Raw genomic sequence first — 12,450 nt, forward strand, 5'->3', positions numbered from 1 at the left:
GGGCCTCGTATCGGTATCGGGTCGGTCCTGATGGCTGGCGTGCGCGCAACTCTACGGCGTGAGAAGGGCACCGTACGGCTAACGTACGGTGCCCGTGTGGCGTTCCGCCTTTCGCGCGGAAGACCGGCTCCCACCCCGTCCGGGGTCACATCCCCGCGATCAGCTTCTCCACCCGGTCGTCCACCGATCGGAACGGGTCCTTGCACAACACGGTGCGCTGCGCCTGGTCGTTGAGCTTGAGGTGGACCCAGTCGACCGTGAAGTCCCGGCGCTGCTCCTGGGCCCGCCGGATGAAGTCGCCGCGCAGCCGGGCCCGCGTGGTCTGCGGCGGAACGGACTTGCCCTCGAAGATCTTCAGGTCGTTGGCGACCCGGGCCGCCTGGCCCTTCCTCTCGAGCAGGTAGTACAGACCACGACGGCGGTGGATGTCGTGGTAGGCGAGGTCTATCTGCGCGACCCGCGGATGCGACATGGTCATGTTGTGCTTGGCCCGGTACCGCTCCAGGAGCTTGTACTTCATGACCCAGTCGATCTCGGTGTCGATGCGGTCCAGGTCCTCCGCCTCGATCGCCTCCAGCGTGCGGCCCCACAGCTCCAGCACCCGCTCCACCGTGCCGGTGCGGATGCCGCGGCGGTCGACGAAGTCGACGGCCTTCTCGTAGTACTCCCGCTGCACCTCCAGCGCGGACGCCTCCCGGCCGCTGGCCAGGCGCACCTTGCGCCGCCCGGTGATGTCGTGGCTGACCTCGCGGATCGCCCGGATCGGGTTCTCCAGGGTCAGGTCCCGCATCACCGTGCCCGCCTCGATCATGCGCAGCACCAGGTCCGTCGCGCCCACCTTGAGCAGCATCGTCGTCTCGGACATGTTCGAGTCGCCCACGATGACGTGCAGCCGCCGGTAGCGCTCCGCGTCGGCGTGCGGCTCGTCACGCGTGTTGATGATCGGCCGGGACCGGGTCGTCGCCGAGGAGACGCCCTCCCAGATGTGCTCGGCCCGCTGACTGACGCAGTACACCGCACCGCGCGGCGTCTGCAGCACCTTGCCGGCACCGCAGAGCAACTGCCTTGTCACCAGGAAGGGAATGAGGATGTCCGCCAGCCGCGAAAACTCGCCGTGCCGGGCCACGAGGTAATTCTCGTGACAGCCGTACGAGTTGCCCGCGGAGTCGGTGTTGTTCTTGAAGAGGTAGACGTCGCCCGCGATTCCCTCCTCGTGCAGGCGTCGTTCGGCGTCCACCAGGAGTCCTTCGAGAATGCGCTCGCCCGCCTTGTCGTGGGTGACGAGTTCGGTCACGTTGTCACACTCGGGTGTCGCGTATTCCGGATGTGATCCCACGTCGAGATACAGGCGGGCGCCATTGCGCAGAAAGACGTTGCTGCTGCGGCCCCATGACACGACACGGCGGAAGAGGTACCGCGCCACCTCGTCAGGCGACAGGCGGCGCTGTCCCCTGAACGTGCACGTGACGCCGTACTCGTTCTCCAGCCCGAAAATGCGGCGGTCCATGACTGAACATTACGCCTGATGACCCGAACTGAAACGGGGTTCGACGGCACGGTTTGGATCATTTTCCGATGAAGCCGCAACGACCGCACCCCGCGCGGGAGCTGCGAGGACCCGCCCCGTAGACGCCAGCACCAGCAACGAGACGCATCCCGCCGCCCCCGGCACCGCGAAGCCCCACAGCGCGCCGCCGTGCTCCACGACGGGCCCCGCCAGCCCCGTGCCCACCGAGGCGCCCACCGTGAACGTCGTCACCAGCCACGAGAACGCCTCCGTCACCGTCCCCCGCGGCGCGTGCACGTCCACCAGGACGAACGCACACGCGATGCACGGCGCCAGGAACACCCCCGCCACCACCGTCAGCAGCACCATCGCCACCGCGCCCGGCATCAGCATCAACGGCAGGTAACACACCGCCAGCAACGCCACCAGCACCCGCAGCCGCCGCGCCGGCTCACCCGCCCAGCGCCGCGCCCCGTACACCACTCCCCCGACCAGGGCCCCCAGGCCCAGCGCCGCCATCAGCCACCCGTACACGGCGTCACCGCCGTGCTCGTCCGCATACGGCACCGAGGCCACCGTGATCGACCCGAGCGCCATCCCGATGAACAGGAAGGCCCCCAGCAGCGCCAGCAGCCCGCCCGAACGCAACGCGCCCAGCCAGTGCGCCTCCCGCGGCGCCGACCGCCACGCGCGCGAGGGCGGCGACACCACCACGGACAGCGCGCCGAGCACACCGAGACCGTTGAGCACCAGCAGGGCCGCCGGCGGCGACCACAGCGACACGCACACCGTCACCAGCAGCGGCCCCACGGTGAACATGACCTCCTGCGCCACGGCGTCCATCGCATACGCCGTGTGCACCTGGTCCTCCTCGCCCAGCACGCTCGGCCACAGCGCCCGCAGCCCGCCCTCCAGCGGCGGCGTGAACAGCCCCGCCGCCCCCACGGACACGTAGGCCAGCGCGGCCGTCCCCGTACCCGCGAAGGCGAAGACCGCCATCGCCAGCGCCGACAGCACCGCGGCCGGCAACTGCACCCGCGGCTGCCCGTACAGGTCCACCAGCCGCCCCAGCACCGGCTGCCCGACGGCGTTCGCGACGCCGTACACCGCCGCCAGCGCCCCCGCGAGGCTGTACGAGCCGCCCTCGGCCCGCACGAACAGCACGATCGCGATCGCCGCGGTCGCGTTGGGCAACCGCCCGACCAGCGTGCCGACGAGCAGCCGCACGGCATGCCGCGCCCGGAGAATGCCCAGATAACCGGCGACCACGACCCACCTCCCTGTTCCCACTCACACAAGTGTTACGTATAACGTCCGCTGCCATACGTACCATGTCGCCTGTTCAGCAGTCCAGACGAAAGCGCAGGCGAACGGTGGCACGAGGCAGCACCCGCCCCACGAGCCGGGACGTCGCCCAAGCCGCCGGCGTCTCCCAGGCAGCCGTCTCCCTGGTCCTCGGCGACAAATGGCGCGGCCGGGTCTCCGAACCCACGGCCCAGCGCGTCCGCGAGGCCGCGTCCGAACTCGGCTACCGCCCCAACCTCGCCGCCCGCAACCTCCGCCTCGGCCGCACCCGCACCGTCCTGCTCGTCGTCCCCGCACTCACCACGGAGTTCTTCGCCGAGGTCTACACGGGCGCGGCACGAGTCGCCGCCGCACACGGCTTCGGAGTCGTCCTCTACCCCTCACCCGAAGGCGTCGGCCCCGCCCGGGACCCCTTCGCCTCCGCACAGGCCGCACTCGACGGCGTCATCGCCTCCTCCATGGCCGCCGACGCGCTCACCGCCATCCGCGGCGACCAGCTCCCCCTCGTCATGCTCGACAGCGACCCCGACGGCAGCCTGGGCGCCGCCACGGTCAACCTCGACATCGCCGACGGCATCCGCCAGGTCACCGAACACCTGCTCTCCCTCGGCCACCGCAGCTTCCTCCACCTCGCCGCGGACGTCCCCTCCTGGACCTTCGACGTACGCGCCCGCGAACTCGCCGCACGACTCGCCGACGTCCCCGGCACCGACCTGCGCACCGTCCACGCCCCCATCTCCATCGAGGGCGCCCTGACCGCCACCGAGGCCGCCCTCGCCGCACCCGGGCCCCGGCCCACGGCGCTGGTCTGCGACGACGACAAACTCGCCGCCGGCGCCTACAAGGCCATCCGCCGGGCCGGGCTCCGCGTCCCCGACGACCTTTCCGTCACCGGCCTCGACGACCTCGGCCTCGCCACCGCCATCGACCCCGAACTCACCACCGTCCGCCTCGACGCGGAAGCCTTCGGCGAACGCGGCATGCGCGCCCTGCTGGCGGTACTGGAAGGCAGGCCCCCCGAAGAGGGGGACCTGCCGGTCAGCCTGGTGGTACGGGGTTCCACGGCCCCGCCGCGATGAGGCGGGCGCCTACTCCTCGTCCGACCCGGAGTCGGTGTCCGTCTCCTCCACCGCGGGCGCCTTGGCGACGTCGTCACCGGCATCCGCCCCGGACTCCAGCAGCCGCGACAACTGCGCGCCGACGATCCGCTTGAACTTGCGCTGCTGCGGACGCGTCCGGTCCAGCACCGCGACCTCCAGCCGCTCCGCCGGAATCTCCCGCTCGCTCCCGTTGGTGTCACGGGACAGCGCCTGCACCGCCAGCTTCAGCGCCTCGGCCAGCGTCATCCCGTCCCGGTGCCGCTGGTCCAGATAGCCGCTGATCTGCTCCGCGTTGCCCCCGACCGCGACCGAGCCGTGCTCGTCCACGATCGAACCGTCGTGCGGCAACCGGTAGATCTGATCGTGCTCCGGACTGTCACCGACCTCCGCGACGACCAGCTCCACCTCGTACGGCTTCTCGGCCTGACTGGAGAAGATCGTGCCCAGCGTCTGGGCGTACACGTTCGCCAGACCCCGCGCCGTCACATCGTCACGGTCGTACGTGTAACCCCGCAGGTCGGCGTAGCGCACCCCGCCGATCCGCAGATTCTCGTACTCGTTGTACTTGCCGGCGGCCGCGAAGCCGATCCGGTCGTAGATCTCGCTGAACTTGTGCAGCGCACGGGACGGATTCTCACCGACGAACACGATGCCGTCGGCATACTGCAGCACCACCAGGCTGCGGCCACGCGCGATGCCCTTGCGGGCGTACTCCGCCCGGTCCGCCATCGCCTGCTGAGGAGATACATAGAACGGCGTCGACACCGGTTATCCGTCCCTTCCTGTCGAAATCACTGGACCACCTGACAACGAAGACCCGCCCCGCTACAGCAGCGCGGCCCGCGGACCGTCGGGCTGCTCGAGCCGGGCCTGCAGCACCGAACCCGCCAGCTCCGCGGCCTCGTCCTCACCGAGCCGGCGGAAACCGTCCTCGGTGATCACAGTGATGATCGGATAGATCCGGCGGGCGACATCGGGACCACCGGTCGCCGAGTCGTCGTCAGCCGCGTCGTACAGCGCCTGCACCACGAGCGTCGTGGCCTGCTCCTCGGTCAGGTCGTCACGGAACAGCTTCTTCATCGCACCGCGCGCGAAGACCGAGCCCGAACCCGTGGTCGCGTAGTTCCGCTCCTCGGAACGGCCACCCGTCACGTCGTACGAGAAGATGCGGCCCCTGCCCCGGTCCACGTCGTAGCCCGCGAACAGCGGCACCACGGCCAGCCCCTGCATCGCCATGCCCAGGTTGGACCGGATCATCGTCGACAGGCGGTTCGCCTTGCCCTCCAGGGAGAGCTGCGCGCCCTCGACCTTCTCGAAGTGCTCCAGCTCCAGCTGGAACAGCTTCACCATCTCCACGGCCAGCCCCGCCGTACCGGCGATGCCCACCGCGGAGTACTCGTCCGCCGGGAAGACCTTCTCGATGTCCCGCTGGGCGATCATGTTGCCCATCGTGGCCCGCCGGTCACCGGCGAGCACGACACCACCGGGGAACGTGACCGCCACGATCGTCGTACCGTGCGGCGCCTCGACGACGCCCTGCACCGGCGGGAGCTGCCGGTTGCCCGGAAGCATCTCCGGCTGGTGCGCGCCGAGGAAGTCCATGAAGGAGGAGGACCCGGGCGTCAGGAAGGCAGCCGGTAGACGCCCGGTGCTACGAGTGTTGGCTTCCACGCGATTCCCTCCACGTAAGCGGCAGCCCGCCTTATGGCATCGGGCCGATCCTTGAACTGCCCCAGCGCAGCGTTGCAACTGAAGCACAGTACGCCACGGACCCTACCCGTCTCGTGGCAGTGATCCACATGTGCGGCGGGAGCGGCGAGACATATGCAGCAGACGCCGGCCTGGTCGGCGATCAACTGGTCACGCTCGGCCTCGGTAAGACCGTAATTCCGCTTCAGATGGCCCGCCCGGCTCTTCACCGCCCGGCACACTTTGCAACTCGTCGAAAGACCGTCAGAGGCACTCGCATTGCGGTGCCACTCGCTGTGAGGCTTCGTCTCACCACAGCTCCGGCAGTACTTGTGCCCTTCCGGGGTCTCCACCCTGGGTCGCACGTTCTTGCCCCTGGCCAGCTGGCGGGCCTGATGGTACGCCGCCACGCACGGCCGGCAGTAGCCCTGCAAGCCATCACGAGCGGCTCGGTTGGCGGCGAAGGCCGCCCGCGGTTTGGTCACCCCGCACCGCGAGCAGCGCTTCGTCATCTGCCCCTCCCGCACTCACCAACCCCCAGAGTCGACCTTCGTTTCGAAGGCGAAAGCGGCCTACTGGCCACCCTTCTGAACGAAGGAGCGCACGAAATCCTCGGCATTCTCCTCCAGGACGTCGTCGATCTCGTCCAGGACCGAGTCCACGTCGTCGTTCAGCTTCTCCTGACGCTCCTTGAGGTCCTCCGAGGTCTGCGCGTCCTGCGCCTGCTCCTCGACCTCCTCGGTGGACCGCGTGGCCTTCTGCTGCCCGCCGCTGGTGTCCTTGGTCGCCATAACCCTCACCCCGCTCGGTTCGCCCGACACAGTTGCTCGGTCAAGATCAGACCCTACAAGTCCGGTCCGACATCGGCCCCGCACTTCCTCCAACGTACGGGGGCCATCTCCATGGTTCCCGGACCTGGGGTATTCCACCCCGTCCGGCTGTCTACTCCCCGGTACCCACTCGGGTTGCTCACCCGCCGGACAGGACCCTGACCAGGTCGTCCGCGGTGCGGCACCGGTCCAGGAGCTCCTTGACGTGATTACGCGTTCCGCGAAGCGGTTCCAGGGTGGGGACCCGCTGGAGCGAGTCCCGCCCCGGCAGATCGAAGATCACCGAGTCCCAGGAGGCCGCCGCGACGTCGTCCGCGTACTGCTCCAGGCAGCGTCCGCGGAAGTAGGCGCGGGTGTCCTCCGGGGGCTTCGTACGGGCCCGCTCGACCTCGTTCTCGTCCAGCAGGCGCTTGATGCGTCCCCGCTCCACGAGGCGGTTGTAGAGGCCCTTGTCGGGCCGCACGTCGGCGTACTGGAGGTCGACGAGGTGCAGCCGGGCGGCGTCCCAGTCGACGTTGTCACGGCGGCGGTAGCCCTCCATGAGCTCCCGCTTGGCGACCCAGTCCAGTTCGCCGGCGAGGCTCATGGGGTCGTTCTCGAGCCGGTTGAGGGTGTCCTCCCAGCGGCCGAGGACGTCCTTGGTCTGGTCGTCGGCGTCCGCGCCGTACCGTTCCTCGACGTACTTGCGGGCCAGCTCGTAGTACTCCATCTGGAGCTGTACGGCGGTCAGTGTGCGGCCGCTGCGCAGGGTGACCAGGTGCTTGAGCGTCGGATCGTGCGAGACCTGGTGGAGGGTGCGTACGGGCTGGTCGACGGCGAGGTCGACGGCGATGAAGCCGTCCTCGATCATGGACAGGACCAGGGCCGTCGTGCCCAGCTTGAGGTACGTCGAGATCTCCGACAGGTTCGCGTCGCCGATGATCACGTGCAGGCGGCGCCACTTCTCGGCGTCGGCGTGCGGCTCGTCGCGGGTATTGATGATGGGGCGCTTCAGCGTCGTCTCCAGGCCGACCTCGACCTCGAAGTAGTCGGCGCGCTGGCTGAGCTGGAAGCCGTGTTCGTGGCCGTCCTGGCCGATGCCGACGCGGCCGGCGCCGGTGAAGACCTGGCGGGAGACGAAGAAGGGCGTCAGGTGGCGCACGATGTCGGAGAAGGCGGTTTCCCGCTTCATCAGGTAGTTCTCGTGCGTGCCGTAGGAGGCGCCCTTGTTGTCGGTGTTGTTCTTGTAGAGGTGGATGGGCTGGGCGCCGGGCAGTGCCGCGGCGCGGTCGGCGGCCTCGGCCATGATGCGTTCGCCGGCCTTGTCCCACAGGACGGCGTCGCGGGGATTGGTGACTTCGGGAGCGCTGTATTCGGGGTGGGCGTGGTCGACGTAGAGCCGTGCTCCGTTGGTGAGGATGACGTTGGCGAGGCCGATGTCCTCGTCGGTGAGCTGGCTGGAGTCGGCGGCCTCGCGGGCGAGGTCGAAGCCTCGGGCGTCCCGCAGCGGGTTCTCCTCCTCGAAGTCCCAGCGGGCCCGGCGGGCCCGGTGCATCGCCGCCGCGTAGGCGTTGACGATCTGGGACGAGGTGAGCATGGCATTGGCGTTCGGGTGGCCGGGGACGGAGATTCCGTACTCCGTCTCGATGCCCATTACTCGCCGTACGGTCATGCGGCCCTCCTTGCCCGGCGGCGCCCGTAGTGGGCGCCGCTCAAGTACCGCTGGCGCTCCGATGCGTGTGCGGTGCCCGTCCCCGCACTGCGCGACTCGGCGGTAAGGAAGAGCCTAGAACGCCTTTGCGCTGGCGGGGAGATCATTTGCGTCATTGCCTTGCTCCAGCCGGGGCCTCCGGAAAACAGTCGGCTGCGGGTACCCGGTGAGGGCACCCGCAGCCGCCCCGCGTTTTACAGGTACTGACCGGTGTTTGCCACCGTGTCGATGGAGCGTCCGGTGTCCGCGCCCTGCTTTCCGGTGACGAGCGTACGGATGTACACGATGCGCTCGCCCTTCTTTCCGGAGATGCGGGCCCAGTCGTCCGGGTTGGTGGTGTTGGGCAGGTCCTCGTTCTCCTTGAACTCGTCCACGCAGGCCTGGAGGAGGTGGGAGACGCGGAGGCCCTTCTGGTTCTTGTCGAGGAAGTCCTTGATCGCCATTTTCTTGGCGCGACCCACGATGTTCTCGATCATGGCGCCGGAATTGAAGTCCTTGAAGTAGAGGACTTCCTTGTCGCCGTTGGCGTAGGTGACTTCCAGGAAGCGGTTCTCCTCGGATTCGGCGTACATCTGTTCCACCGCCGTCTGGATCATGCTCTGGACGGTGGCCGCCTTGTCCTTCTCGTGCTCCGCGAGGTCGTCGGAGTGGAGGGGGAGGCGTTCGGTGAGGTACTTGCCGAAGATGTCCTTGGCCGCTTCGGCGTCGGGACGTTCGATCTTGATCTTCACATCGAGCCGGCCGGGCCTGAGGATGGCGGGGTCGATCATGTCCTCGCGGTTGGAGGCGCCGATGACGACCACGTTCTGCAGGCCTTCGACGCCGTCGATCTCGGCGAGGAGCTGGGGGACGATGGTGTTCTCCACGTCCGAGCTGACGCCGGAGCCGCGGGTGCGGAAGAGGGATTCCATCTCGTCGAAGAAGACGATGACGGGGGTGCCCTCGCTGGCCTTCTCGCGGGCTCGCTGGAAGACGAGGCGGATCTGCCGCTCGGTCTCGCCGACGTACTTGTTGAGGAGCTCGGGGCCCTTGATGTTGAGGAAGAAGCTCTTGCCGGCGGCCTGGCCGGTGACCTCGGCGACCTTCTTGGCCAGCGAGTTGGCGACGGCCTTGGCGATGAGCGTCTTGCCGCATCCGGGGGGGCCGTAGAGCAGGACGCCCTTGGGGGGACGCAGCTCGTGCTCCTTGAACAGGTCGGGGTAGAGATAGGGGAGCTCGACCGCGTCCCGGATCATCTCGATCTGTCCGCCGAGTCCGCCGATCTGCTCGTAGCCGATGTCGGGGACCTCTTCGAGGACGAGTTCTTCGACCTCGCTCTTGGGGACGACCTCGTAGACGTAGCCGGAGCGGGGTTCGAGCAGGAGGGCGTCGCCGGGGCGGATGGTGAGTCCCCGCAGGGGCTCGGCGAGCCGCACCACCCGTTCCTCGTCGGTGTGGCCGAGGACCAGGGCGCGCTCGCCGTCCTCGAGGATCTCCTTGAGGGTGACGATGTCGCCGATGCTCTCGAACTCCATGGCCTCGACCACGTTGAGTGCTTCGTTGAGCATCACTTCCTGGCCACGTTGGAGCTCGTCGAGCTCGACGCTCGGGCTGACGTTCACCCGCAGTTTGCGGCCGCCGGTGAAGATGTCGGCGGTGCCGTCCTCGTTGGCCTGCAGGAAGACGCCGAAGCCGGCCGGTGGCTGGGCCAGCCGGTCGACCTCCTCCTTGAGGGCCACGATCTGGTCGCGGGCCTCACGGAGGGTGCCGGCGAGTCGCTCGTTCTGCGCGGACACGCCGGCGAGGTTGGTCTGCAGTTCGACGATCCGCTCTTCGAGAATTCTCGTGTGTCGCGGAGATTCGGCGAGCTTGCGTCGCAGGACGGCGATCTCCTGCTCAAGGTAGGCCACCTGCCCGGCCGGGTCCTCGGACCCGCGTCCCGGGCGGATGCCGCGGTTCATGTCGTCGTCGTGGGCTGCCACGGTCCTCACCTCCTCCAAGGGGAGCTGGACGCTTCCAGACCCTACCTGGGTGGGTGTCGATTGAAACCCCTAGATCACAAAGACTGTCGGGGTGTGTCCGATCTTCACCCTTGCGCTCTCCCTCACGCCAGGGGAATACCCACGGAACGTGGGGGGAACCCCGGCGGGGGTAGGGTCGAAGTGTTCAACACCCGTCGGAGCTGGCCGGATTCCCGGGGGCTCGACGCAGGAAACGGCAGGAGAGATGAGCGTGCAGCAGGAGGCCGTTGTCGACGGTGAGGCTCTGGAGGTCTGGATCGACCAGGACCTGTGTACCGGCGACGGCATCTGCGCCCAGTACGCGCCCGAGGTGTTCGAGCTGGACATCGACGGTCTGGCCTATGTGAAGGGCGCGGGCGACGAGCTGCTGCAGGCACCGGGGGCGACAACGCCCGTGCCGTTGCCGCTTCTCACGGACGTGGTGGATTCGGCGAAGGAGTGTCCGGGCGAGTGCATCCACGTGCGCCGCGTTTCGGACAGGACCGAGGTCTACGGCCCGGACGCGGAGTGACCGAATCGTAACGCGACGTGTACGTTCCGTGAGGGCTGTCCGGTGTGTCACACCGTCCGTCCCGGGAGTACCGGTCAGACGGTGCGGGCGTGTGAGGGCGTGTCGCTGACGAACGTGCCGTTCTTCCACTGCCACTTCACGTCGTCGGTGACGTCGGGGCAGCAACTGGGCACGTCGGCCGAGGAGTAGCCGAGGAGCGTGGCGTGGACGGCGCCGTCGCGGACCGCGAGGACGGTGGCCGTGCGGCGCTCCTTGGGGTCGACGAGGGTGGCCACGACGCGGGGCTTGCCGTTGTCGGCGTTCCGGGTGATGACGTACACGCCGTCGGGCGGGGTGCCCATGGGGGCGTCGCAGTGCACGACGGCCACGGTCTCGGGGCGGCCGTCGCCGTCGAGGTCGCCGGAGGCCTGTTTCTGTACGACGGCCTTGACGGGGCCGCACTCCAGGGGGAAGGAGACGGCGGCGGGGTCGGGCGGCGCCATGGGTGCGGGCGCGCCCTTGGGTCCGGCCGCGGTGGTGTGGCTGCCGGTCTGGGCGGCGGTCGCGGCGTCGGGCTGGAGGAGTGAGGAGAGGGCGACCACGCCTGCGAGGGCCGTGGCGGTGGCGACCCAGTGGATGGGCCGGGTGTGCGTGTGCGAGAGGTCCGGAACGGCGGGGTGCTGCACGAGGAGTGTCTCCTGTGAGGGCTGTGCCGGTGGGGGTGGCCTGCATCGTGCCACACGTCACAGTGCGGGGGAACGGCGGGGTGGGTACTGGTTCTGTTTTCCGCGCGGTCGCCGTTCGCGCGTGGGGTGCGGGTCAACACGGCGACGCCGTGGTGGAGTTCCGGGACGCTGCCGGAACTCCACCACGGCGTCGGTTCGTTGGGTGCCGTGCGGGGTGGCCTCAGCGGCCGGTGCCTCCGCCGGCGTTGGGGCCGTCGTAGTCCTCGCCGTAGGCGCCCTTGGCGGGGCGGCGGCGGCGCATGGGCGGCTCGACGCCGTCGGCGAGGCGGCGGGCGGTGAGGAGGAAGCCGGTGTGGCCGATCATCCGGTGGTCGGGGCGGACGGCGAGCCCTTCGACGTGCCAGTTGCGGATCATGGTTTCCCAGGAGGTCGGCTCGTTGAAGCAGCCGATCTCGCGGATGGACTCGACGGTCCGGGCGAGCTGGGTGGTGGTGGCGACGTAGCAGCACAGGATGCCGCCGGGCACGAGGGCCTTGGAGACGGCCTCGAGGCATTCCCAGGGGGCGAGCATGTCGAGGATGACGCGGTCGACGTCGGTGTCGGACAGGTTGTCCTGGAGGTCGCCGACGGTGAGCTGCCAGGCGGGGTGCGGGCCGCCGAAGTAGCGCTGCACGTTCTGCTGGGCGATCTCGGCGAAGTCCTCGCGGCGCTCGTAGGAGTGCAGCATGCCCTGGTCGCCGATGGCGCGCAGCAGGAAGCTGCTGAGGGAGCCGGAGCCCACGCCGGCCTCGACGACGCGGGCGCCGGGGAAGATGTCGGCGAAGGCGAGGATCTGCCCCGCGTCCTTCGGGTAGACGACGGCTGCCCCGCGGGGCATGGACAGGACGTAGTCGGGGAGCAGGGGGCGCAGCGCGAGGTAGGCGACGTTTCCGGTGGTGCGGACGACGCTGCCCTCGGGAGCACCGATCAGTTCGTCGTGGGGGAAGGAACCCTTGTGGGTGTGGAAGTTCTTCCCGGCCTCGAGCGTGAACGTGTAGTGGCGGCCCTTGGGGTCGGTCAGCTGAACCTGGTCCCCGACCTTGAAGGGCCCGCGCCTGCGGGCGGCACCGGTCGGTTCGGACATGTGACCAGCGTACCGGTCCTGGCGGGGGCC

Annotated in this window: 12 protein-coding genes; 2 read left to right on the forward strand and 10 right to left on the reverse strand. The window is 69.0% G+C overall.

What is annotated here, in order from left to right; all coding sequences use genetic code 11:
• Positions 1 to 145: 145 nt before the first annotated feature.
• Together pafA and Sdi02f_RS21315 are read right to left on the reverse strand one after the other, a co-directional pair.
• A complete protein-coding gene (gene pafA, locus Sdi02f_RS21310; protein WP_030404688.1) occupies positions 146 to 1,507 on the reverse strand; it encodes a Pup--protein ligase in 1,362 nt (453 codons plus the stop codon).
• A gap of 9 nt (positions 1,508 to 1,516) precedes the next feature.
• A complete protein-coding gene (locus Sdi02f_RS21315) occupies positions 1,517 to 2,776 on the reverse strand; it encodes an MFS transporter (protein WP_031087581.1) in 1,260 nt (419 codons plus the stop codon).
• A gap of 104 nt (positions 2,777 to 2,880) precedes the next feature.
• On the opposite strand from Sdi02f_RS21315, the gene Sdi02f_RS21320 reads away from it, so the two are divergent.
• Positions 2,881 to 3,891 (forward strand): LacI family DNA-binding transcriptional regulator, encoded by a 1,011-nt coding sequence (locus Sdi02f_RS21320; protein WP_030404686.1) that lies wholly within the window; start codon positions 2,881 to 2,883, stop codon positions 3,889 to 3,891.
• A gap of 9 nt (positions 3,892 to 3,900) precedes the next feature.
• Here Sdi02f_RS21320 and prcA read toward each other — a convergent pair whose 3' ends face one another.
• The 6 genes from prcA to arc form a co-directional block, all read right to left on the reverse strand.
• A complete protein-coding gene (prcA, locus tag Sdi02f_RS21325; RefSeq protein ID WP_108933846.1) occupies positions 3,901 to 4,677 on the reverse strand; it encodes a proteasome subunit alpha in 777 nt (258 codons plus the stop codon).
• A gap of 60 nt (positions 4,678 to 4,737) precedes the next feature.
• Positions 4,738 to 5,583: a proteasome subunit beta gene (gene prcB / locus Sdi02f_RS21330; RefSeq protein WP_030404684.1), complete on the reverse strand. Its 846-nt coding sequence runs from the start codon at positions 5,581 to 5,583 to the stop codon at positions 4,738 to 4,740.
• The gene (locus Sdi02f_RS21335; RefSeq protein ID WP_037798989.1) at positions 5,535 to 6,113 is read right to left on the reverse strand and encodes an endonuclease VII domain-containing protein; all 579 of its coding nucleotides are present in this window, start codon (positions 6,111 to 6,113) and stop codon (positions 5,535 to 5,537) included. Before Sdi02f_RS21335 ends, prcB begins: the two co-directional genes overlap by 49 nt.
• A gap of 60 nt (positions 6,114 to 6,173) precedes the next feature.
• Positions 6,174 to 6,392 (reverse strand): ubiquitin-like protein Pup, encoded by a 219-nt coding sequence (locus Sdi02f_RS21340; RefSeq protein ID WP_030404682.1) that lies wholly within the window; start codon positions 6,390 to 6,392, stop codon positions 6,174 to 6,176.
• A 178-nt stretch (positions 6,393 to 6,570) separates the two neighbouring features.
• Complete coding sequence (gene dop, locus Sdi02f_RS21345) at positions 6,571 to 8,082, reverse strand: depupylase/deamidase Dop (RefSeq protein ID WP_350889895.1); 1,512 nt, start codon at positions 8,080 to 8,082, stop codon at positions 6,571 to 6,573.
• Between the two features lie 233 nt (positions 8,083 to 8,315).
• A complete protein-coding gene (gene arc, locus Sdi02f_RS21350) occupies positions 8,316 to 10,082 on the reverse strand; it encodes a proteasome ATPase (RefSeq protein ID WP_108933847.1) in 1,767 nt (588 codons plus the stop codon).
• Between the two features lie 244 nt (positions 10,083 to 10,326).
• On the opposite strand from arc, the gene Sdi02f_RS21360 reads away from it, so the two are divergent.
• Positions 10,327 to 10,632 (forward strand): ferredoxin, encoded by a 306-nt coding sequence (locus Sdi02f_RS21360; RefSeq protein WP_030404679.1) that lies wholly within the window; start codon positions 10,327 to 10,329, stop codon positions 10,630 to 10,632.
• A 74-nt stretch (positions 10,633 to 10,706) separates the two neighbouring features.
• Here Sdi02f_RS21360 and Sdi02f_RS21365 read toward each other — a convergent pair whose 3' ends face one another.
• Positions 10,707 to 11,297 (reverse strand): hypothetical protein, encoded by a 591-nt coding sequence (locus Sdi02f_RS21365; RefSeq protein WP_053639437.1) that lies wholly within the window; start codon positions 11,295 to 11,297, stop codon positions 10,707 to 10,709.
• Positions 11,298 to 11,517: 220 nt separating this feature from the next.
• A complete protein-coding gene (locus Sdi02f_RS21370) occupies positions 11,518 to 12,420 on the reverse strand; it encodes a tRNA (adenine-N1)-methyltransferase (protein WP_030404677.1) in 903 nt (300 codons plus the stop codon).
• Positions 12,421 to 12,450 lie beyond the last annotated feature (30 nt).

This window comes from Streptomyces ardesiacus (assembly GCF_003112575.1).
Lineage (GTDB): Bacteria > Actinomycetota > Actinomycetes > Streptomycetales > Streptomycetaceae > Streptomyces > Streptomyces ardesiacus.